Origin of the sequence: Micromonospora sp. NBRC 107095 (assembly GCF_030269705.1) — a bacterium.
Classification (GTDB): Bacteria; Actinomycetota; Actinomycetes; order Mycobacteriales; family Micromonosporaceae; genus Micromonospora; species Micromonospora parva.
The window spans coordinates 46635-69396 of record NZ_BSTU01000004.1; the positions used below are offsets into that span (position 1 = coordinate 46635).

Sequence of the window (22762 nt, forward strand, 5' to 3'; positions counted from 1 at the left end):
GCCTCACTGACCCGTCGGCTGCTCGCGGTCGGCGTCTCGGCCGAGGGCGACCATGCGCAGGGTCTCCTCCCGACGACGTACGAGCAGCACCCCGGCCAGGAAGGTCACCGGCCCGACCAGCACCAGCATCGCCCACTGCGCCGGCACCAGAGGGATGGGGTGTCCCATGTGCATGGTCGAGGTGACCCAACCGGCGAGGGTGCTGTCGATCACCAGGGCGAGGGCCGCCACCGGCAGGAGCATGACCACGATCCGCCGACGCACCCCCGGGGTGAGCGTGGCCACCGCGACCACCATGGCCGACGCGGCCACCGCCAGGCCCGCGACGTAGAGCCAGAGCACCAGCTCACTGCTCGCCTCAAGGCCGTAGAAGACCTGGTAGGACACCCCACCAACGAAGCTGAACGCGGGACTGGTGACCCGGTTCGTCACCAACAGGGCGACCACCGCGGCGGGCGCGAGCAGCAGCGCCAGCAGTCGGCGTACGCCCAGCACCGCGATCGCCCGGCGACGCGGCACCGGGACGGTGAGCGCTGCGGCAGCCACCACGGCGAGGGCGAACTGCGGCAGCGTGTCCACCACGTACGTCGGGTTGTCAGCCGTATGCGGGGCGACGAGCGCGCCCCAGCTGAACACGCCGGCCCAGGCCAGAGCGGCGGCGACCCGGCGCCACCCGATCAGCACCGCCGCGCAGACGCCCGCCCAGCCGGCGACGCGCAGCCAGTCGACGAGATCCGGGCGTGCCGACCCGAACCCGGGCGGCAGGCTCCGGGTGAGGACGAGTTGGTCGAGCAGCGCCTTTCCGGCGACGGCCAGCAGCACGACCCCGACCAGCAGGCCGGTCACCGTCGCCGCGTCGGCCCAGCTCGGCTCGGTGAACCCCCGTGCGCCCACCCGCAGCCGCGCCCGCAACCCCTCCCCGACCAGATTCCGCACGTCGACGGCGGCGGGTCGCCGCTGGCCCGGCCGCGCGCCGGCGAGGAGCACGGCCAGCATCTCGTCCTCGTACACCCGGCGGTGTTCCCACGGGTAGACGGCCAGCAGCCGCCGGTAGCGGCGCTCCAGATCGTCGCTGCTCACGCCGCACCCCCGTCGCTGAGCAGGCCGCCGCGGCGCAGCCGCACCCGGGCGGCGTCCGCGTTGTGTCGCAGCCGGGACGCCTCTTCGCTGAGCCGCCGCGCGCCCAGCGCCGTGAGGCGGTAGTAGCGGCGCAGTCGTGACTGGACCACCTCCTCGCGCTCGACCTCGATGAGACCGTCGGCACGGAGCCGGTCGAGGACGGCGTAGAGGGTGCCGGCGCGCAGCCGCACCCGGCCGTCGGAGATGCGCAGCACGTCCTCGATGACGGCGTACCCGTGCAGGGGCGCCTCGGCGAGCGCGGTGAGCACCAGGAACGTCGGTTCCCGCAGTGGAGCCTCAGCCATGCCAGGAGCATATACAGATTGCCGGTATATACAAGAGGGAGACAGTACGTGGCCGGCACGGATCACCGTGCCGGCCACGTCACCGATGGCGGTTCAGCTGGTGTACGCCTCCACCTCCCAGAGCGAGTGGCCGTATCCGGTGCCCCGAGCGGTGCCGTAGATCCGCAGGTATCGGCCGTTGGCACCCAGACCCGCGTGCTCGTCCACCCCGCCGTCGGCCCCGGTCACCGTCTTCACCGTGGTCCAGGTGGTGCCGTCGTTCGAGGTCTGGATCTGGTACGCGCTGCTGTACGCCGCCTCCCAGCTCAGCTTCACCCGGCCGATCGCGGTGGCGCTGCCGAGATCCACCCGGATCCACTGCGGGTCGGAGAACGTGCTCGACCAGCGGGTGGTGAGGCTGCCGTCGACCGCCTGCGCGCCGGTCACGTCCGCCCCCTCGTTGCTGGACGTCGTCGTCGGCTTGTTGCGCAGCAGGTTGCCCCCGGTCGGGCCGCCGGTGCCGCCGTACACCTCGAACTCGAACAGGGAGTAGCCCCAGGCGGTGCCCCTCGTGGTGCCGAGAAGGCGGACGTACCGGCCGGACCCGCTGAGCCCGGTCAGGTCGTCCACCCCGCCGTCGCCACCGGTCACCGTACGGACCGTGGTGAAGGTGACCCCGTCCGGCGAGGTCTGGATCTGGTATCCGCTGCCGTACGCCGCCTCCCAGCTCAGCTTGACCCGGTTGATGGCGTACGTGGCGCCGAGGTCCACGTCGATCCACTGCGGGTCGGCGAAGGCGCTGCCCCACCGGGTGCCGGCCACGCCGTCGAACGCGTTGCCCGCGACGAACGCGCCCTCGAAGCTGGACGCCCGCGCCGGCTTGCCCCGGGCCAGGTTGGTGCCGGGCTCGGGATCCGGGTCGGGGTCCGGATCCGGCCCGGGTCCGCCAGGGCTGGTGGAGAGGGTGAACTCGTCGATGTCGAAGTACGGGCCGGTGCCCTTGAAGACCAGGAACAGCGTCCGGGTGCCGGTCGGGGCGGTGACCCCACCGGTGACAGTGGCGAAGGTGGCGTACCCGCCGGTGGGCGTGACGGTGGCCGAGCCGACCAGCGGGCCGGTGGGCGAGTCGACCCGCAACTCCAACGTGCCGCCACCGCCGGCCGGTGCGCCGACCCGGGCGCTGAACGACTGGACGCCGGTCAGGTTGTACGGGCGGAACGAGATCCAGTCGTTGTTGTCGACGTAGCCGACCGCCGCCCCGCCGTGCCCGGCGGCCCCGGCGACTATCTGGACGCCGGACGAGTCACCGAAGTGCTCCGCCTGACGGACCCGTGGTTGCAGCACCGCCTGGGTGTGCGTGGTCAGCGCCGGCTGACCGCCCCCACCCAGGTCGGTGTACTCGGCGTCGATGATGCCGAAGATGTTCGCCGCGGTGTCGTGCTCGCCGTCGGCCGAGGTCTGGATGACCCCGGTGCAGCCCTGCACACTGCCCAGTTGGTGGCCGTGCGAGTCGTGGCCGAGCACGTAGTTCACCTTCACCCGGGCGCAGTTGACCGCGCCGTCCTGGGCGTCGGTGACGGTGACGGAGAACGGCACCGCGTCCCCGAAGGTGAAGGTCTGCCCGTTCAACGGGGTGTTCACGGTGACCACCGGGGCGCTGTTGCCGACCGTGACGACCACGCTCGCGGTGGCCGTCTTGCCGGTGGTGTCCCGGACGGTCAGCGTCGGGCTGCGGGTCCCGTTGGTGGTGTACGTGAAGCTCGGGTTCGCCGCCGTCGAGTCGGTGGTGCCGTTGTTGTCGAAGTCCCAGGCGTAGGTGAACGGGTCGCCGTCCGGGTCGAGGGTGCCGGCCGAGGAGAACGCCACGGTCAGCGGTGCGGTGCCGCTGGTCGGGGTTGCCGACACCTTCGCGATGGGCGCTCTGCCCTCGCGGGCGTACTCGATGCGGTAGAGCGCCGAGTTGGCGTCGCCGTTGAACCAGCCGGTGCCGTAGTCGAGCACGTAGAGCGCGCCGTCCGGGCCGAACTCCATGTCCATGACCTGGGTGCCGGTCCACGGGAACGGGTTGATCTTCAGCGGCTGGCCGGACGCGTCGAGTTTGATGTTCTTGATCCAGCGCCGGCCGAACTCACCGGCGAAGTAGGTCCCGTCGTAGTACTGCGGGAACGCCACGGGCGAGGTGTTGTTCGGGTCGTACCGGTAGACCGGCCCGCCCATCGGCGACAGGCCACCGCCGGTGAACTCCGGCGGCGACCCGGAGCCGCCGTACGGCAGCCAGGCAGGGACGGCCGGCGGCAGCTGGGTGATGCCGGTGTTGTTGGGTGAGTTGTTCACCGGCCCACCGGCGCAGTCGAACTTCGCCCCGGACGGCCCGGACGGGAAGGTGTAGTCGTTGTAGGCGTCGTTGCGGGCGGTGCAGTACGGCCAGCCGTAGAAGCCGGGTCGGTCGATGCGGGCGAACTCGACGTTGCCGGCCGGTCCCCGGTTGGGGTCGGCGGTGCCCGCGTCGGGGCCGTAGTCACCGAGGTAGACGATCCCGGTGGCCTTGTCCACGCTCATCCGGAACGGGTTGCGGAAACCCATCGCGTAGATCTCCGGGCGGGTCCGCGCGGTGCCCGGGGCGAACATGTTGCCGGCCGGGATGGTGTATCCGCCGGCCGCGCTCGGCTTGATCCGGAGGACCTTGCCGCGCAGGTCGTTGCTGTTCGCCGAGGTGCGCTGCGCGTCGAAGGCCGGGTTGCGCCCGGCCCGCTCGTCGATCGGGGTGAAGCCGGCCGAGTCGAACGGGTTGGTGTCGTCTCCGGTGGACAGGTAGAGGTTGCCGGCCGCGTCGAAGTCCATGTCACCGCCGACGTGGCAGCACATCCCCCGGCTGGTCGGCACGTTGAGGATCAGCGTCTCGCTGGCCAGGTTGATGGTGTTGTCCGCGTTCACGGTGAACCGGGCCAGCCGGTTGACGCCGTCCCAGACCGCGAAGTCGGCCGGGGTGCCGGTGGCTGGCGCGCCGCCGCCGGGGGTGTTCAGTGGTGGCGCGAAGTAGGCGTACACCCAGCGGTTGGTGGCGAAGTTGGGGTCGGCCTTGATGCCCTGCAGGCCCTCCTCGTCGCCGGTGTAGACCGGCAGGGTGGCGGCGATCTTGGTGTTGCCGGCGGCGTCGGTGTGCCGGATCACGCCGTTGCGGCTGGTGTGCAGCACGCCCCGGTCCGGTAGGACGGTGAGGCTCATCGGCTCACCGGTCTCGGCCGCGCCCTTGGCCAGCTCGACCTGCTGGAAGCTGCTGGTGACGGTGGGGCCGCAGTCGGCGTCGACCTCCCCCGCCGCCGTCCGGATGCCGCCGAGCAGGTGCTGGCGGAAGGCCGCCTCGCTGTACGACGCGTCGGTGTGCCCCAGCCCGGTGTACCAGGCTCGACCGCCGGAGTAGTTCTGGCACCAGGAGATCGGGTGGTCGGCGCCCATGCTCCCGCCCGAGTACGTGCCCTCGTCCAGGGTGGCCAGCACGTGAACGTTGCCCCGGGGGTTGGTGCGGTAGTTGTACAGCTCGTCGAACCGGCTCCACCGCTGCGGCAGCGTGGCGGTCGACGGGTGCACCTGGTCGGCGACCTTCACGGTGACGGTCTGCTCGGCCGGGTGCGAGGCGAAGTACGCCCCGACCAGCCCTCCGTACCACTGCCAGTCGTACTCGGTGTCGGCGGCGGAGTGCACGCCCACGTACCCGCCGCCGTCGGTGATGTAGCGCTCGAACGCGGCCTGCTGGGCGGCGTTGAGCACGTCACCGGTGGTGGAGAGCCAGATCACCGCGGCGAACCGGTCGAGGTTGGCGTCGGTGAACTGACCGGCGTCCTCGGTGGCCTCGACGGTGAAGCCGTTGGCGGTGCCGAGTTGCTGGATCGCCGCGATGCCGGGGGTGATGGATCCGTGCCGGAAGCCGGCGGTCTTGCTGAAGACCAGCACGGTGAAGGGCGCGGCGCTGGCCGTGGGTGGCGCGGCGACGATGCCGCCCGCCACGAGGATCGCGCTCAGCGCGAGGCCGAGCCACGATCTCAGGGATCTGCGCACAGTGGGGTCCTTTCGCGGTGCGGGGGACGGCGTGCGCCGATCACGCCTGACGGTGGTGGGACGAGACATGCGAATGCATCGTTGCCTTCGGATCACTGGCGCGTCAAGGACTTCAGCAGCATCCGTGAGAGCGTTATCTCCGCAGGTCAGGCGCGACCGTACGGAGTGAGATCGAATAACGGTTTTCCGGCCGCGAACCGCACGCCGGTTCGTTGGCGACGCTCGGAACGGAGGCTGCGGCGGTGCGGCGGTCGCGCGGTTTAGGCAAGGCTGCCCTATCCGGAACATCCCGAAAAGGGACAGCTGACAGGGAGTTGTCACGTCGAGGCCGGGTATGAGGGTGACCACCAACGGAAGGGACACCGCCATGACCGACATGCTGGAGATGCCGCGGGTACACGAGTGCACGGTCACCGACTGCGGTTACAACCACGACGGCTGCCACGCGTTCGCCATCACCATCGGGCAGCAGAACGCCAGTTGCGCCACTTTCATCGACACCTCGGCGAAGGGCGGGCTGGACCGCGTCATCGCCCAGGTCGGCGCCTGCAAGCGGGCCGACTGCCAGCACAACGCCGAGCTGGAGTGCCACGCACCGTCCATCCGGGTGGGCCCGGGCCAGGACATCGCGGACTGTCAGACGTACGAACCGCGCTGAGACCACCACCGCGGGGCGGGGGCGGCCGTCGCGGCTCAGCGGCCGCCCGCCACCAGCTCGGCGATCATCCCCTCGCAACTGCGGACGACGACCTGAGCCCCGCGCCGCTGGGCCAGCGGGAGCAGCGGATCCTCCGCCCGGTCCCGCCACCGCCACTGCGCCTCCGAAGCGACCTCCCAGAGCCGCCGCACATCGGCCTCATGCTCGACACCGAGCCGAGCCGCGAGGCCCACCCCGTCACCGCCGACGAGCCGCTGCGCCTCGGCGGCCAGCTCCGCGTCGAACCCCAGCCGGGCGTTCCGCAACGCCACCAACAGGCGCAACTCCCGGAACTCGTGCGCACCGGCGAGGATCTGCTCCACCGCGCCGACCAACTCGGCGGACCCCCGGATGGGCTCCGACCGCAGCAGCGCCTCCACCGCGGCCAGCGCGGACCGGGCCTTCAGCGCGTCGCGGCGATCGATGAAACACCGTGTCACCGACTCGCGCAGCTCGGTCAGACCACTGCGCCGAATCAGTTCGGCGGACAGCTTGACCCGGCTGTCGAACCCGCTGCGCACCAACGTGGCCGCCAGCCGGACCCCGATAACCCCGAACCGACCCAGCAGCGCGGCGCGCACCTCGGTGTCCAGCCGTACCGGCAGCTCGCCGTGGAGGAAGCGGTCGGCGGAGATGAGGTGGGCGTCCAGCTCCGCCCGGGGCACCTGGGCCACTGTCGCGAGCGCGGCGAAGTCCGACTCACCGAGCATCCGGCCCGCCAGGCCGATCATCGCGCTGCACGCCACGACGTTGACGCTGAGCGCGTTGACCCTCGGGTCACGGTGCTGCCGCCGGGCCAGCTGGCGGGCCGCGAGCAGGCCGTCGATGCGACCCCCGCCGGTCTCGTCGGCCCGGGACAACACCATGATCACGTTGACCGGGGCGGACTGACCGACAGCACTGTCGCGTGCGGACTCCAGCACCCGCAGATCGCTGTCGCGACAGTCACGGGTCAGGTACAACACCGCGTCCGAATCCCGCAGCACCCGCTCCAACACCGGCGACCGGTCCTGCTCGGCGCCGCTTGTGACCGCCGGGGTGTCGATCAGCGTGATCTGTCGCAGCGCCCGCGTCGGCCACCGCACCACGATGTCCCGAACCTCGCCCGCACCCCAGCCCAGATCCACCCGCAGCCCGGTCGCCGACTTCACCACCGCCAACTCCTGCGGTGGCTGCCCGACCGGGTACGCGATGGCCCGCGGCGCTTCGCCGTCCTCGTACCAGGTGAAGGCGCCGTCCGCCCGCTCGACCGGCGCGACCTCCTCGCCCATCAGCGCGTTCAGCACCGTCGACTTGCCCGATCGCCACGGGCCGACGACGGCGATCCGCAGCGGCTGCTCCAACCGGGCCACCTGATGCCGAAGCTCCGCCACGGCCCGCGGATTGTCCTGGTACAGCTCGATGGCCTGGTGCAGCAACCCCCACGCCGCCTCGTCCAGGCGCACCCCCACCGTCATGTCTGCGGCTCCAGCAGCAGCGGAGCCGAGCGGGCGCCGGTCAACTGCTGGGCCTGCTCGTAGAGCGCGGCCAACCGGGTCATCTTCAGCCGGATCTCGCGTTGCCGCTGCTCGCGCACCGAGGCATCGGTGTCGGCCTCCTGCTTCGCGCTGCGGAACGACTGCACGATGGCCTCCTGGAGTTCCTCGGTCAGCCCCGTGAAGTGGTCCCGCAACATCCGCTGCACCTGCCGGGCGGCGTCGCGGCAGTCCCGGACGATCCGGACGAAGAAGTCGTCGACATGCCGCTGGATGGCCGTCTTGACGGTGGCCTGCCGGCGACGCAGCAACTGCTTGCTCTCGTCGCGGATGCTCTTGCCGCCGAAGAGCGCCCCGATGCCGACCGAGACCGGGTTGATCATCGGCATTCCGGCCAGGGTGGTCGCCAGCCCGAACATCAGCATGCCGCCGTACGAGCCCTTCATGCCGGTGAACAGCTTCTGGCCCGTGGTGAACCGGTCGATCATCGGCCGTTGCAGCTCGGGCAGTCGCTCGCCCATGTCCTCCGGCATCGTCATCGACCAGGGTGGCAGCACGTCGTAGCCGTACCTGTCGAAGTTGGCGGCCACCCGCCGGGCGATCCAGTCGCAGCGCTGGATCAGCCACTCGTGGTTCGCCTCCGCCGCCTCCACCAGGCTCCGCTCCAGCCACTCCTGGAAGGTGTCCCAGGCGACCAACGGATCCGCGGTGTCGAACGCCTCGTCCACCGCGCGCAGGATCTGACGGGTCCGGTCGCGCAGGTCGTACTCGAGGTCGGCGAGCAGGTCGGTGATCTCGTCGGTCAGGGTGTTCTGCCACCGGGTGGAGCACCGACGCAGTTCGTCGACCTCGCGCTGCGCCGCGTGCAGCCGGGCCATCGGCCCGGACTGCTCCTCTTCCTCCTGGGTCGCCAACTCGGCGCGCAGCGGCGCGGCCAACTGCTCCACCACCGTGCGGGCCACCGTCTGCACCGCCGCTCGGGCCAGGTGGTCGGCCTTGCCGGCCAGGTCGCGTTGCAGGCGGGCGATCAGCGCCGGGAACCCGGACTCGGCGTTGAGCGCGCGGTCGTCGGCCGCGGCGGCGCGCAGCCGCAGCGCCGCGGAGACCGGGATCAGCGTCGCCGGCACCCCCGCCTCGGCCAGGTGCTGCCGGTTGCGCTCAGCGACCGTACGCCAGTCCGCCACCAGGTCGGTCTTGCTCTGCACCACCACCACGTTCGGATGGGAACGCATGATGTGCAGCAGCATGTTCAGCTCGGCGACGGACAGCTCCCGGGTCGAGTCGGACACCAGCAGCACGGTGTCCGCGCGGGTGAACGCGGCGACCGGGGCGGCGGCGCCGAGACCGGCGACCTCGTCGGTGCCCGGGGTGTCCACAAGCACCACCCCGGCCCCGAGCAGGGCGCGCGGCAGCCCGATCTCGACGTACGCCGGGCCGCCGCCGGGCCGACGCCCGACCAGCCCGGCCACGCTCGCCGCGACCTGGTTGAGCGCCACCGGGGTCCGCTCGATGGTCACCGTGGCGGCGCCGGTGGCATGGCCCGGGGTTGGTGGCGGCGCCTGGGCCACCGCCGCGGTGGGGGCCTCGGCGTGCCGCACCACTGTCGGCAGGACGGTGGTGCGGCCGTCGCCGACCGGGCAGGCCGGAGCGTTGATGATCGCGTTGATCAGCTGACTCTTACCCTGGTTCGGCTCGCCGATGACCAGGACACGCAGTGTCGGGTCCAGCAGTTGCGCACGCTTCTGCCGCACCGTCTGGAGCAGGTCACCGCGACCGTGTGCAGTGCACGTGCGGGCGATCTCGTCCAGCACGTCCAACCAGATCCCGGCCATCACCGCACCAAGTGTGCGGATTTCGGCTCAATTATCAAGAGGGACCGGATGTGGAACCGGAAGGGGCCGGATCGCCCGAGACGATCCGGCCCCGCGCTCCGCCCGGAGATCCGGGTCAGAGCAGACCGCCGGTGATACCCAGCAGCCCGTGATCGGACGAGGCGTGCGAGTCGCCGCCGAGCACACCGTCGGTGACCCCACCGGTCACGTCACCGACCGTGTCGGTGACACCGGGGAGGAGGCTGTCCACCTGGTGCGTCACGCCGCCCACCGTCGACGACACGTCAAGCGGCGGGACCCCGCCGACGACGCCGTCGCCGTGCCCGAGGCCCAGCCCGTTGAGGGTGTCGTCGACACCCAGCGAGCTGACGACCCCGCCGAGCTGACCCTGGGTGCCGGAGAGGACACCACCGGTCAGGTCGCCGCCGATCAGGTTCGAGTCGGTGCCGTCGAGCAGACCGGTAGGGTCACCGACGGTGCTGGTGACGTCCCCGAGCACCGGGTCCGCGATGGCGTCCACCGGCTGCACCACGTCCGCGTCGAGCGTGTGCGCCACGTCGGAGACACCGGCCAGGTCGGTGTCCAGGCCGGACGGACCGACGCCCAGACCGATGCCGGGCAGCACGGTGACCCCGGCGGCGGCGGTCGACGGGTCGACAGCGATGGCGCCGAGCACGCCGGCCTTGACGTCCACGCCACTGGGCGAGCTGGTGACGCTGATCTGCTGCGCCACGCTCTGCAACTGACCCACCACGTCGGTGGTGTCGGTGAGCAGCGGGTCCAGCCCGAGCTGCTCCACCGGCGAGGCCAGCGGCGCGAGGCCCGCCCCCGGCGCGTAGTCGACGACCAGCGGCACGACGTCCTGCACGTCAGCAGCGGTGATGTCGGTGAGCCCGGCGCCCCGCAACGCACCCTCGGGGTCGAGGTCGAAGGCCGACCGCGCGTCCGGGTTCGTCAGTAGGTCGAGCACGAAGTCGTGGAGCGTCTGCTGCGAGTCCATGTGCCGGTTCTCCTCGGATCTGGCGTTGGGCGGGGTGTCGTACGTCGACAGTGACGACGCTATTGCCGGGGGTGGCCCCCGGGCATCGGGGCTCAGCCCGCATCCGGGCCGGTTGAACTAGGGGCTCCGCCACCTCGTACGTTAGGGGGACAGGGGGAAACCGTCCCGCCGAGATTAGGGTCCCGACCAGGGACTGATCTCTGGTACGAACGTAGGAGCCCGCGGGGTTCGCCGGGGGTGCGTCGTCGGGCAGCCGGCGTCATCGCCACCGACCGGCCGACTCACGGGGAGAGACAGAGACGATGCCGTACGTCCTGGGGATAGACATCGGAAGCAGCAACACCGCCGCCGCCGTCGCACGGCGACGCGGCGCGACCTGGACCCGTCCCGAGGCCGTCCCGCTCAGTGCCGACTCACCTCTCATGCCCTCGGTGTTGTGCCTGGCGGAGGACGGCTCGCTGCGGGTCGGTGAGCCGGCGACCGACGACGGCAGCCGCACCACCCGGGACTTCGTCCACCGGATCGGCGACGACGTGCCGGTGCTGCTCGGCGGCGAGCCGTGCGCGCCGCAGACGCTGACCGCCGAGTTGGCGGCGTGGGTGGTGGAGCGGGTGCACGCCCTGGAGGGCGGGGCAGCCGAGGCGATCGTGCTCAGCCACCCGGCCGGCTGGCGCCCCTACCGGCGGGAGGTGCTGCACCGGGCGTTGTCGGACCTCGGCCTGCGGCACGTGACACTGCTGCCCCGCACCGTCACGGTGGCCGAGAGCCACGCCGCTCGCGGGTTCGCGGGCAGCACAGCTGTGGTCTACGCCCTGGGCGGCAACAGCTTCGAGGCGGCCCTGGTGCGCCGCACCCCGCGCGGCACGTACGAGACGTTCGGCACCCCGCAGGGTCTCGACTCCCTCGGTGGCGCCGACTTCGACGAGGCGCTGGCCGAGCACTCTCGTACCGTGCTGGCCCGGGAGTTGGCCGCGACCGGACGTCGCGGAGCCCAGGCCGCGCTGCGCGGGCTGCGCGCGGAGTGCGACCGGGTCAAGCGGGTGCTGACCGTCGATCTCACGGCCGACGTGGTGCTGACCCTGCCCGGCGGCCCGGCCCGGGTGCCGGTGACCCGGGCGCAGTTCGAGGCCATGATCCGCCCGACGGTGCAGGCCACGGTCGACCTGCTGCTGCGGGCGGTGCGCAGCGCCGACCTGACTGCGGCGCAGCTCGACGGCGTCCTGCTGGCCGGCGGCTCGACCCGGGTCCCGCTGGTGACCGAACTGATCGGGGCGGCCCTGCCGGTGCCGGTCGAGGTGGAGCCGGACGCACAGTTGACCGCCGCCACCGGTGCCGCGATGGCCGCCTGCCAGGTGGTGTCGCCACGCCCCCGCCAGCCGGCGCCGGCCCGGGTCCCGGCCCCGGTCAGCGGTGCCGGGCGGGCCACCATCCCGGCACAACGCCGCCCCCAGCACACCGTTCCGGGCGATCCGCCACCGCGGCCCCCGGTTCGACTCCTCCCACTGGAACTGCCGAAGCCGTCCCGCCTGGCGCTGGCCCGCGCCCGGGGGCGCGAAGGATGACCCCAATGATCATGAACGACCTCGCCGTACCGGGACTGACACTGGACAAGGGGTTGCGGGCCCTGTTGGACACCGTCGCCCAGAACCCGGCCAGCCCGCTCGCCGTCGGCATCGCCGGCCCGGCCGGCCACGGAAAGACAGCGCTCCTCGCCGAGCTGGAGCGCGTTCACCAGCGCGCCGGCATCGCCGTCCAGACGGCCGCACCGGAGCCGGGCGCGCCGGTCGACCCCGACACGGTGCTGCTGGTCGACGACGCGCACCTGCTCGACGACGCCCGGATCGGGGCGCTGCTGCGTCTGGTCGCCGGCCGTCGACACCGGTTGGTGGTCGCCCACCGCCCGTGGCCGCGGTCGGCGGCTTTCAGCGAGCTGGTCGACGCCCTGCGACGCGACGGGCAGGCCGTGCTGCTCACGCCGTTCACCCGGGAGCAGACCGCCGCGCACCTCGCCGCCACACCCGAGCTGGGCCGCCCCGCCGACCTGGTCGACTTCGTCCACACGCAGACCGCCGGAGTGCCCCGGGACGTCGAGCGGCTGGCCCGCGGTCTGGCCGGCGTGGAGACCCGGACCGGCGCGATGGTCGACCCACCCCGGTCCGTCGTCCTCGAATTCGCCCCGGACCTGGACGTCCAGCCCACCGAGGTACGACGACTGCTGCTCGCCGTGGCCGCCGGCGGCACCCTGCCGGTCAGCATGCTCGGCGCGCTGCTCGGCCGGGACCCGGCCGGGGTCGACGAGCTGATCGCCACCACCAGGGCCGCCGGGCTGCTCGGCGCGGACGGCCGGCTCGCGCCGATCGTCCGGCGGGCCGTCGCGACGCTCAGCCCCACCACCGAGCGCACTGCCGTCTGGCGTCGGCTCACCGAGTTGCAGCTCGCCCGGGGCGGCGCCGTGCTGCCACTGGTCCGCTCCCTGCTCGCGGTCGGCGCGCTCGGCGACTGCCCGGCCGCGACCCTGGCCGCCGCGGCCGGCGAGGCGCTGGCCGACGAACCGGCGTTCGCCGCCGAACTGTTCGCGGCGGCCACCGCCGCCGGACAGCCGCCCAACGCCCAGCAGGCGCTCGCCGCCGCGCTCGCCGGTGACCTCGACGACGCGCTTCGGCTGGCGGACCGGCTGCTGGCCACGACCGCTCCCCCGGACCGCTCCGAGGCGGCCATGGTCGCCGCCACCGCACTGGCCCACCGTGGGCACGTCGGTCGCAGCGTCGAGCTGTTCCGCTGGTCGGGCACCGCCTCGGCGAGGGCGTTCGCCGTCGTCGGCGGGATCGCCACCGGCGACCTGGCCGCCAGCACCGGGTCACCGGCGGGTGACCCGGCGGGCGAACCACCCACCCTGCACGCCAGCGCCGCCCGACTGATGGCCGACGGCGTACGGGAGAGCGTGACCGGCCCACCGACCGCCGCGCTCTCCGCGCTCGTGCAGGCCGCCGCGCTGCTGGAGCCGGACGGCCGGGCGGTGCTCCTGCCGGACAGCCCGGCCGCCCTCGCCGCGTTGACCGCGATGCACTGCGGCGAGCTGGAGATCGCCGAGCGGGTGCTGCACCGCGCCCTGGCCGCCGGTGTCGGCGGCCCGCTGATGGCCCGCCGGCACCGGCTGTTGCAGGCCTGGATCCTGATGGTCCGTGGCGAGATCCACGCAGCCGGCGAGCGCCTCGCCACGGTGACACTCGACGGGCGGCACCTGGAGTCGCGCGACCAGCTCTTCGCCGCCGCCATCCGGATGGGCATCGGCCGGCGCAACAGTGACCTCGGGGCGCTCAAACGGGGTTGGGGGCAGGCGCTGGAGGCCGTGGTGCGCCACCCCGTCGACCTGTTCACGCTGCTGCCGCTGGGTGAGCTGGCCATCGCGGGCGCGCGGCTGGGTGACCTGGCCCGACTGGAGCCGTACCTGCAACAGGGGCGTTCACTGCTCGACGGCCTCGGCGACCCGCCACTGTGGAGTGTGCCGTTGCACTGGAGCGGCCTGCACGCCGCCATCCTGACCGGCGAGCCGACGGTCGCCGACGACCACGTCGCGGCGCTGCTCGCCGCCGCCGGCCACAGCCGGTACGCGGCAGTGGTCGCCGCCGCCGCGGAGAGCTGGGTGGAGGTGCTCCGGGGGGTCGTCGATCCGACCCGGGTGGAGGCCGCCGCCCGCGGGCTGCACGACACCGGGCTGTGTTGGGATGGCGCCCGCCTCGCCGGGCAGGCCGCCATCCGTACCGCCGACCGGCGGGCGATGACCACCCTCTTGGAATGCGCCCGAGCGTTGCAGGGGCGGCCCTCGGGTGGGCCGACCGGGCAGACACTGCCGGCCGGTGCGAGCACGACACGGGCCGCCGGGCCCACCCAGCACGGGCTCAGCGACCGCGAGTACGAGGTCGCCGAGCTGGTGCTGGCCGGGTTGACCTACCGGGAGATCGGTGACCGGCTCTTCATCTCGGCCAAGACCGTCGAACACCACGTGGCGCGGATGCGTAACCGGTTGAACTGCGCCAACCGCACCGAACTGCTGGCCCTGCTGCGTACCCTGGTCGCCGACCGGGCCAGCGACACCGCCGGGCAGCCGTGGCCGCAGCGGGCGGGCCGATGACCCACAACGATGTACGGCTGATCCGGACCAGGCTGGCCGTGCTGGCCGCCGTGCTGATCACGCTCTGGTCGTACGCGGCCTACGTGTCCAGCCAGGACGCCGTCGACCTGCTGCGCATCCGGGCGCTGGCGGACACGCTCGGACAGCCCATCGACCGTCTGATCCTGAGCCTGCAGACGGAACGCCGGATCACCGCCGAGACGATCGCCGGGGCGGGCGCGGCGACGCCCGAGCTGGTCGGGGCCCGCGACGCCACCGACCGGGCCGCCGCCGAGATCCGCGAGTTCACCGAGGGGCGGGACCTTCGGCTGCTCAGTGCCGGCGCGGTCCGGGACCGGGCCGGCGAGCTGGTCCGACGGCTCGACGGGCTCGGCACCACCCGGTCCCGGATGGACACCGGGCGACTCGGCCTGGCCGCGGCGATCGACGGGTACGACGAGGTCGTCGACGTCGCCTTCCGGGTGTACGGCCCGGAGTGGGGCGCGTACGAGAGCGGGCTGGCCGCCGACACCCGCGCGGTGATCGCGCTGGCCCGCGCCCGGGAGTTGCTGGCCCGGGAGGACACCCTGGTCAGCGCGGCCCTGACCGGCGCGCGACTCGGCGCCGACGAGCGGCGTCGGTTGACCGCCCTGGTCGGCGTCCAGCGGTACGCGAACGCCGAGGCCGCCGCCGGCCTGCCGTCCGACGGCCGGGCCGAGCAGCAGCGCCTCGCGGCCAGCCCGGAGTTCACCGCGCTGCTCGCCCTGGAGGACCGGCTGCTGCTCCAGTCCGGCACCGCCAACGCCCTGGCCGGCGTCACCGTCCAGGATTGGCGGACTGCGGCGGACACCGCCCTGGGTGCGCTGCAGACCCTGGTGACGGACACCGCCCGTAGCAGCGTCGAGCGGGCCACACCCGGTGCCGCCGTGCTGATCGCGCGGACCGGAGCCGTGGTGGGGCTCGGCCTGATCGTCGTGCTCGTGCTCCTGCTGAGCTGGGCGGGCACCATCCGACGCCTGACCGAGGAGCTGACCAGGCCGAAGGCCGCCGCCCCGGCCCCGCAGGACGCGCCAGCGCCGCCGGCCGCTCCGCCGTCGGGCGGTGACGCCGAGCGGGAGCTGTTCCTGGGGCTGACCCGACGCAACCAGGTGCTGCTGCGGGAGCAACTCAGCGTGCTGGACCTGATGCAACGTCGGGAGCGGTCCACCGAGGAGACCGGCGAGCTGTTTCAGCTCGACCATCTCACCACGCGGATCCGACGCAACGTGGAAAAACTCATCACCCTGGCCGGGGCGACACCCGCCCGTCGCTGGCGACGCCCCGTGCCACTGCTCGACGTGGCACGCGGCGCGGTCGCGGAGGTGCCGGACTACCACCGCGTCCTGATCGCGCCGCACTGGCCGTGGTCGCTCGCGGGGCCGGCCATCACCGACGTCATCCACCTGCTGGCGGAGCTGATCGAGAACGCGCTGGTCTTCTCCGGGGAGGACACCACCGTCCGGGTCAGCGGCGAGCACCGACCGCAGGGGTGCGCCGTTCTCGTCGTGGACGACGGGCCCGGCCTGGACGCCGCCGCGCTGGCCGAGGCGAACCACCTGCTCGGCAACCCGCCACCCGACGGCCCGCCTGCCGGCCTCACCGGCTGGTACGCCGCCGCCGTCCTGGCCGGCCGCTGCGGCGCCCACGTCTCACTGCGCCCCAGCCCGCGCGGCGGAACGGCCGCGATCGTGCTCCTGCCCGCCCGGCTGGTCACGGTCACCGACACCGGCCGCGCACCGGCCGGCGCACCACCTGACACCTCGTACCCACCAGCCCGCACCGACCTGCCCGGCCCGAGCGGCGACGGGGCGTTGCCGACCCGGGTCCGCCAACCCGGGCCGATCGGCCCGGAACACGGCAGGACCAGCCTCGACACTGTCGAGATGCCAGTCGCGAGAACAGCAAGGAGACATCAATGACGTCTGCAGTGGTCACCGAGGACGGCCTGACCGACGCCCTGAACAGCCTGGTCGACCGGGTGCACGGCGCGGAGTTCGCCGTGGTGCTCTCGCCGGACGGGCTGCCGCTCGGCGGCTCGCGGCGGGTGGGGGACAAACTGGCCGAACAGATCTCCGGCGTGGTCGCCGGCCTGATCGCGTTGGGGCTGGCCGCCACCCGTACCTGCGACGCGGGTCGGCTGCGCCAGGTCGTGGTGCAGATGTCGCGGGCGTTCCTGTTCATCGCCACCATCCCGAACGGGACCATCCTCACCGTACGGATCGCCGGTGACGACGTCGAGGTCGGTGACATGGCGTACGAGGTGGCGCTCTTCGTGGGGCAGGCCGAACGGCACCTGCCGATCACTCTGGGGCCGGCCTCCTCGGTGACGATCGGGGACACTGGTGAACACCAGCGGCGGCACTGACGAGGCGTGGTACGACGACGACGCGGGCCCGGTCGCCCGGCCCTACACGATGACCGGGGGGCGCACCGCGCCCGCACGCGGCCAGTTCGACCTGATCTCGCTGGTGGTCGCCCGGCCGGGGGTCACGCCTCCCGGGCCGCTCTTCCCTGAACAGGCGCGGATCGTCGAGTTGTGTCACCATCCAGTGTCGGTGGCCGAGGTCGGTGCTGAGTTGGACCTTCCGCTGGGGACCGTCCGGGTGCTGCTCGGTGACCTGCTCGGGGCCGGGCTGATCGAGACGCACGAACCGCCGATGCTGTCGGAGCTGCCGACCGAGGGTCTGCTTGAGGCGATCCTCGTCGGGCTTCGCGCGCTGTGACCGGGCAGGTGCCGCCCGGCACCGGGGCGGATCGTGGGCCCGCACCCGGCGACGAACTGAAGGAGAGACAGGTAGTGCCGGCAACACCACCCCAGCCACGCCGTACCGTGGCGATCATCCTGCTGGACAAGGTCGTGGCCCTCGTCACTGCCGCGCGGCGGGTGCTCACCGGTCGGGAGGACGTCTCGCGGGCCACCTGGTTGGCCGTCGTCGCGGCGCTCGGGGTGCTGGTCGCGACGGCAGTGTCCGTGGTCGGGGTGCTGCGTACGCCGGAGAAGTTGACGCCGGTGACCCTCGACCCGCCGCCGTCCGTGCAGCAGGTGGGCGCCGCGCCGTCCGACACGCCCCGGGCGCAGGCGCGACCGGCGCTCACCAGCCCGGCGGTGCCCGCTCCCCCGCCCACCTCGGCTTCCCCGGCCCCACCGACCGAGGCGTCGACCCGGCCCACCCCGACCGGCGCGACCGCCGAACCCACCGCGGCGGCCCTGAGCGCCGACTTCGCCATCACGGACAACGCTTTGCTCAGCTATGGCGCGACGGTGACGATCAGCAATCCGGGTACGGTCGCGGCGCCGCAGTGGACGCTGGTGGTCACGCTGCCCCGGGAGTCGCTGAGGATCAGCGGGGTTGAGGGGGCACAGGCCAGTCACGACGGTGCGGTGTGGACATTTGTGCCCGACGGCGACACCGCTGCGGTGCCCGCGAGCGCCTCGATCCAGGTGACGTTCCGGGTCAATGGTTCGTTGACGGGTTCCGCCCCCGAGGCGTGCACCATCGACGGGGTCGCGTGCGCCGGCCTGTCGGACTGAACGCGTCAGTGACGTCCCGATCGGGCGTGGTACACCCGACGTTCCGGCGGCAGCCACGCTTGATTGATCATTAGTTCGGGCTCGCTTCGTACCGTCCCGACCATGACTGTCCTACCCGCATCACCGTCGCTTCGCCGCGCCGGGTCGCGTCTCGGTGCGCTGCGTACCCGGGTCGCTGCCGGCGTCGCCGCCCTCGCCGTCACCGGCGCGGCCGTCGGGGTCGCCGTCGCGACCTCGTCGCCCGCCACCGCCGAGCCCGGCCACGTGGTCGTCTCGGAGAACTTCTCGGCCGGGTCGCTGCCCGCCGGTTGGAACGCGGTCGACGGCACCTGGAAGGTCGAGAACGGCCGGCTGTACGGAACCTCGGCCAGCGCCAGCGCGAACAACAAGATCACGTTTGGTCGGCACCTGAACGACTTCCGCCTCGAGGCGACCATGCGCTTCGAGGCGGTCTCGGCCGCCACCCGCTGGGCCTCGCTCGGCATCGACGTCCCCGCCAACGGCGCCACCCCCTGGTGGATCGCCACCATGCGCAGCGGCACCACCGCCGCCAACGGGCTGGAATTCGCCCAGCGGACCACCGCCGACGCCTGGGTGGTGACGAACACCGCCTCCGCCCCGTCCGCCGCCGGCACCGGCCGGGACGTCCGCGTCGCCGTCGAGGTGCACGGCAACCAGGCCCGCTGGATCTTCGACGGACGGGAGGCGATGCGCACGAGCAGCCTCCAGCGCTCCGCCGACGGCGTCCAGGGGTTGTTCGTGAACGGCGCGACCGTGTCGTACGACGACGTCACCGTCACCGAACTGGCGCCGAACGGCTACCTCCGCCCCGAGGGCAGCCCGCTCACCGTGATCGCCCACCGGGGCGCGTCCGCCGCCGCACCGGAGAACACCCTCGTCGCTCAGGAGATCGCCCGCAAGGGCGGCGCCGACTGGATCGAGAACGACGTCCAGCCGAGCCGGGACGGCATCCCGTTCATCCTGCACGACAGCACCGTCGACCGGACCACCGACGGCACGGGCAACATCCGGGACCTGACCGCCGCGCAGATCAAGGCACTCGACGCCGGCTCCTGGTTCGGCCCGCAGTACGTCGGCGAGCGGGTTCCCACCGTCGCCGAGCAGCTCGCCGACCTGCGGACCCGGGGCGGCAACCTGCTCGTGGAGATCAAGGGCAAGCACACCCGCGACGAGGTCGCCACGATCATCCAGGTGATCCGCGACGAGCAGATGATGGGCCGGGTCTTCATTCAGAGCTTCGAGGTCGACGCCCTGAGGTACACCTACGAGATCGCCCCCGAGCTGCCGCTCGGTCTGCTCCGCGGCAGCCTCGACGCCGACCCGGTGGCGATCGCGAAGGAGCTGCACCTGACCGCGTACAACCCGGACGGCAACGCGCTGCTGGCCAGGCCGGAGGTCGTCGCCGCGCTGCACACCGCCGGGGTCGCCGTGATGGCCTGGACGATGGACTCGGCCGCGCTGTGGCAGCGGTTGGAGCGCATCGGCACCGACGCGGTCATCACCAACCGCACGGCCGAGCTGGTCGGCTGGAACTCGGCGTTCCTCCAGCGGCCCGCTGCCGACCCGACCGTGCAGATCACCTCGCCGGCCAACGGGGCCCGGCTGGACCGGGCGCAGTCCCCGGTGATCACCGTCGCCGCGACCAACGCGGAAACCGTCACGGTCAAGCTGGACGGCAAGACGTCGGCCGCCGGTCGCACCCTCGACCTGGCCAAGCTGACCGCCGGCCGGCACACCCTCACCACCGAGGCCACCGGGCCCGCCGGCACCGCCACCGCGACCAGCACCTTCACCGTGACGGTGAGCCAGGCCGGCCTCGGCTACCTGATCCTCACCTCGGGCGCCGATCCGGCCGCCGTCACCGCGATGACCACCAAGCTGGCCCACGCCCAGTACGCCCAACTGGCCAGCTACGTCGACCGGCAGGCCGGCAAGCAGGTGCCGGCCGAGGTCGCCAGCGTCATCGCCGCCGACGCCCGCACCCTCGCCCTGAAGTAACGGGTCGCCGGGTGGCGCTGGTCCGAGGCCAGCGCCACCCGGCGACCTCAGCGGACGGCGACGGGTGACTCGGCCCGCTCGCCCCGCTGCCGTACCAGCGGCAGCGCCGGCGTCAACGCCAGCGCCATGCACAGGCCGCCGACGGGAAGCAGGTCGAGATCGACCGCCGGTAGGACGATGCCGGCGAGCAGCAGCGGCACGCTCCACCACGGCAGCCGCCGTCGGGCGGCGAGCATGCCCGCGAGGACGAGCAGGCCGAGGAAGAAGAACTGGGGTACGACGTCGTAGAAGGCCACCTCCACGCCGGGGATGTCCTTGAAGCTCGCGCCGAGCCTGGACATCTCCTTCCGGTCGTCGGCCAGCAGTCCCTCCACGATGTCCGCGCCGAACTGCACCATCGTCGCGACGAGGCCGACCAGTGTGCCGGCCACCACCCCGCTGCGCCACGGAGTGCGGGGCAGCAGGTGGGACAACGCGAGCACACCAGGAACGAAGCACACCATGCCGGCGAGAGCGACCAGGTGGGCGGCCTGCCAGTCGAGCCCGGGGCCGTACACCCCGTCGGATCTCCCCCACAGACGAACCAGCCCGTAGGTGGCGATGCCGACCGGTCCGGCGATCACGAAGAGCGCTGCGCGTTTCATGCCAGCCATCATGTGACCGTGGATGCCTGGCGACCTCCGGGTACTTCCCCCGGTCGGCCCTGGATGTCGTCTCAGGTGTTCCACCGAGCCGCAGTCAGGGACCGAACGGCTTGCCCGTCAGCGCGGATTCATCCGGGAAGGCCAACGAGCTGAAGAACTTCTCCGTCTCGGCACCGCGAATGCTTTCGATCTTCGCCAATAGTTCCTCTGTCGCCGCGTAGGCGCGCTGCTCCCGCTCGGCCGGATCAGCTGTCGCCTCGGCGCGACCGAACGCGAGCCGCCACTGGTTGCTCGCCTCGATGAGCGCGAAATGGGTACGTCGCAGCAGCGCCCACATCTGATCCCACTGATAAAAGGTGCGTAACGCGGTAGCTGCGGCGATGACCACACCCGACACCGCTATTACCAGGTTCTTACCGGGGTAGCTGAAGCCGGCGAGCAGCGGCAACGACGCACTGATGACGATGACCAGAATGCCGGTGAATCGGAACAGTCGACGATGCCATTTAGCCCGCCAGTCGTATTGGTCCCTGAGCTTGTTGATGCTGTCTTCCGCCAACGCGCGGTAGACCTGCAACGGATCGCCGGGGGCCCCGTTCTGCGACTTGGCGAGCAACCCGCTCTGTCCTTGGTCAACAGACACGTCACGATGCTAGACGCTGGCCATGCGACGGTCTATAGCCCGAGAATACGATGTTGTCGGAGTATTGACGGGCAAACATCTCCCGCTCCGGTGATGCGACCGGCCAGGCAATCACCGGAACACCGCGTCGACGCCACCACGCCGTCAGACCGGACGGAAATGCGTCCACCTCGTAGGCCAGGAAATCGGGTCGAGTGACGAGATTGCTGACCATGCTGCGACCCACCATCCGGGTCAGTGGCCCGGCAGTACGCAGTAGCCCGCCGATGCGCCCGACCGGCACCCGCTGGCGTGGCGGCAGTTTGCGCACCGCGACCCGCAGCGCCGCCACGAGCAGCGGATCGAAGGATTCGACAGCGTACCGCCCGGGATAGTCGGCCGTCTGCCGCAGCACCTCGTCGACGAGATCGAAGTTGAGGGTGAGCGCCGGCCGTTTCAGCTCGATCAGCAGGGGCACCCGCCCGGCGACCCGTTCCAGCACCTCCGACAGCGTGGGGATGCGCTGGTCGGTGCCCTGCAACCGGAGCCGCTGCCGATCGGCCGGGGTCAACTCCGCGGTGGCGATCTTCGCACCGGTGAGCGCCGTCAGGTCGTAGTCGTGGACGACGACGAGCTCGCCCGCGCGGGTGAGCTGCACGTCGAGTTCGCAGGCGTAGCCGGCGTCGGCGGCCGCCTCGAACGCCGCGAGGGAGTTCGCCGGTCGATTGTGGCCGGTCAGCCCTCGGTGCGCGATCGGGGTGTCGAGCAGCCAACCGTCATCGGACGACACACGATCCTCCTGAGCTTCGCAGACCGGGCTACCGCACGCCGTGGAAGGGTTGCGGGTACCTTACCGGGCGCCCGGGTGGTGAGCATGCTTCATGCTGGAGTGGTGATTCGATTCGTACTGAATGTGCTGTGGCTCGTCTTCGGCGGTGGCATCGTGCTGGCTGCCGGCTACGGCATCGCCGCGCTGATCTGCTTCGTCCTCGTCATCACCATCCCGTTCGGCGTCGCATCGCTGCGCCTCGCGGTCTACTCGTTGTGGCCCTTCGGACGCACCCTGGTGCCCAAGCCGGGCGCGGGCGTCGGCTCGGGCCTGGCGAACATCCTGTGGGTGGTGCTGGCCGGATGGTGGCTCGCGCTCTCCCACATCCTCGCCGGCATCGCCCTCTGCGTCACGATCATCGGGATTCCGTTCGGCATCGCCAACTTCAAGCTCGTTCCGGCCGCGTTCTGGCCGCTCGGCCGCGAGGTCGTCGATGCCCCGTGACGGCATGCCCCGTGACGGCACTGCGCGGCGACCGGCAACGAAAAACGGGAGACCCCTGG

General features: G+C 72.1%; 18 protein-coding genes. 9 read left to right on the forward strand and 9 right to left on the reverse strand.

The genetic code is table 11. The features are described from left to right. Positions 1-3: 3 nt before the first annotated feature. From QSK15_RS20210 to QSK15_RS20220, 3 genes are all read right to left on the reverse strand, one after another. Positions 4-1080, reverse strand: a complete 1077-nt coding sequence (locus QSK15_RS20210; RefSeq protein WP_285795712.1) for a hypothetical protein — start codon at positions 1078-1080, stop codon at positions 4-6. Then, positions 1077-1424 carry a PadR family transcriptional regulator gene (locus QSK15_RS20215; RefSeq protein ID WP_285795713.1) on the reverse strand — a complete coding sequence of 116 codons (348 nt, stop codon included), beginning with the start codon at positions 1422-1424 and terminating at the stop codon, positions 1077-1079. Before QSK15_RS20215 ends, QSK15_RS20210 begins: the two co-directional genes overlap by 4 nt. A 93-nt stretch (positions 1425-1517) precedes the next feature. Further along, entirely contained in the window at positions 1518-5459 is a 3942-nt protein-coding gene (locus tag QSK15_RS20220) for a ThuA domain-containing protein (protein WP_285795714.1), read from the reverse strand. 367 nt (positions 5460-5826) lie between these two features. Between QSK15_RS20220 and QSK15_RS20225 the strand changes: the two genes are divergently transcribed. Beyond that, positions 5827-6117: a DUF1540 domain-containing protein gene (locus QSK15_RS20225; protein WP_285795715.1), complete on the forward strand. Its 291-nt coding sequence runs from the start codon at positions 5827-5829 to the stop codon at positions 6115-6117. Between the two features lie 35 nt (positions 6118-6152). On the opposite strand, the gene QSK15_RS20230 is transcribed toward QSK15_RS20225, so the two are convergent. The 3 genes from QSK15_RS20230 to QSK15_RS20240 all read right to left on the reverse strand — a co-directional run bounded on the left by QSK15_RS20230 (position 6153) and on the right by QSK15_RS20240 (position 10463). Further along, a complete protein-coding gene (locus QSK15_RS20230; protein ID WP_285795716.1) occupies positions 6153-7613 on the reverse strand; it encodes a dynamin family protein in 1461 nt (486 codons plus the stop codon). Continuing rightward, on the reverse strand, positions 7610-9463 hold the full coding sequence (locus tag QSK15_RS20235; protein ID WP_285795717.1) for a dynamin family protein: 1854 nt from the start codon (positions 9461-9463) through the stop codon (positions 7610-7612). Before QSK15_RS20235 ends, QSK15_RS20230 begins: the two co-directional genes overlap by 4 nt. Positions 9464-9578: 115 nt before the next feature. Then, positions 9579-10463: an IniB N-terminal domain-containing protein gene (locus QSK15_RS20240; RefSeq protein WP_285795718.1), complete on the reverse strand. Its 885-nt coding sequence runs from the start codon at positions 10461-10463 to the stop codon at positions 9579-9581. 302 nt (positions 10464-10765) lie between these two features. Here QSK15_RS20240 and QSK15_RS20245 point away from each other — a divergent pair, with 302 nt between their 5' ends. From QSK15_RS20245 to QSK15_RS20275, 7 genes are all read left to right on the forward strand, one after another. Next, the gene (locus QSK15_RS20245; protein WP_285795719.1) at positions 10766-12025 is read left to right on the forward strand and encodes an Hsp70 family protein; all 1260 of its coding nucleotides are present in this window, start codon (positions 10766-10768) and stop codon (positions 12023-12025) included. Positions 12026-12030: 5 nt separating this feature from the next. Beyond that, entirely contained in the window at positions 12031-14595 is a 2565-nt protein-coding gene (locus tag QSK15_RS20250; protein WP_285795720.1) for a LuxR C-terminal-related transcriptional regulator, read from the forward strand. Then, a complete protein-coding gene (locus tag QSK15_RS20255; RefSeq protein ID WP_285795721.1) occupies positions 14592-16532 on the forward strand; it encodes a sensor histidine kinase in 1941 nt (646 codons plus the stop codon). The genes QSK15_RS20250 and QSK15_RS20255 overlap by 4 nt, the downstream gene beginning before the upstream one ends. Continuing rightward, the gene (locus QSK15_RS20260; protein WP_285795722.1) at positions 16529-16978 is read left to right on the forward strand and encodes a roadblock/LC7 domain-containing protein; all 450 of its coding nucleotides are present in this window, start codon (positions 16529-16531) and stop codon (positions 16976-16978) included. The genes QSK15_RS20255 and QSK15_RS20260 overlap by 4 nt, the downstream gene beginning before the upstream one ends. Further along, a complete protein-coding gene (locus tag QSK15_RS20265) occupies positions 16956-17336 on the forward strand; it encodes a DUF742 domain-containing protein (protein ID WP_285795723.1) in 381 nt (126 codons plus the stop codon). The genes QSK15_RS20260 and QSK15_RS20265 overlap by 23 nt, the downstream gene beginning before the upstream one ends. Before the next feature lie 74 nt (positions 17337-17410). Beyond that, the gene (locus QSK15_RS20270) at positions 17411-18145 is read left to right on the forward strand and encodes a cellulose binding domain-containing protein (protein WP_285795724.1); all 735 of its coding nucleotides are present in this window, start codon (positions 17411-17413) and stop codon (positions 18143-18145) included. A 102-nt stretch (positions 18146-18247) separates the two neighbouring features. Beyond that, positions 18248-20164, forward strand: a complete 1917-nt coding sequence (locus tag QSK15_RS20275) for a glycerophosphodiester phosphodiesterase family protein (protein WP_285795725.1) — start codon at positions 18248-18250, stop codon at positions 20162-20164. Positions 20165-20211: 47 nt separating this feature from the next. Here QSK15_RS20275 and QSK15_RS20280 read toward each other — a convergent pair whose 3' ends face one another. The 3 genes from QSK15_RS20280 to QSK15_RS20290 form a co-directional block, all read right to left on the reverse strand. Next, positions 20212-20808: a hypothetical protein gene (locus tag QSK15_RS20280; protein ID WP_285795726.1), complete on the reverse strand. Its 597-nt coding sequence runs from the start codon at positions 20806-20808 to the stop codon at positions 20212-20214. A gap of 94 nt (positions 20809-20902) precedes the next feature. Next, a complete protein-coding gene (locus tag QSK15_RS20285) occupies positions 20903-21451 on the reverse strand; it encodes a DUF4231 domain-containing protein (protein WP_285795727.1) in 549 nt (182 codons plus the stop codon). A 1-nt stretch (position 21452) separates the two neighbouring features. Continuing rightward, entirely contained in the window at positions 21453-22220 is a 768-nt protein-coding gene (locus tag QSK15_RS20290; protein WP_285795728.1) for a glycerophosphodiester phosphodiesterase family protein, read from the reverse strand. A 102-nt stretch (positions 22221-22322) separates the two neighbouring features. On the opposite strand from QSK15_RS20290, the gene QSK15_RS20295 reads away from it, so the two are divergent. Beyond that, the gene (locus QSK15_RS20295; protein WP_208648924.1) at positions 22323-22703 is read left to right on the forward strand and encodes a YccF domain-containing protein; all 381 of its coding nucleotides are present in this window, start codon (positions 22323-22325) and stop codon (positions 22701-22703) included. Positions 22704-22762: the final 59 nt, after the last annotated feature.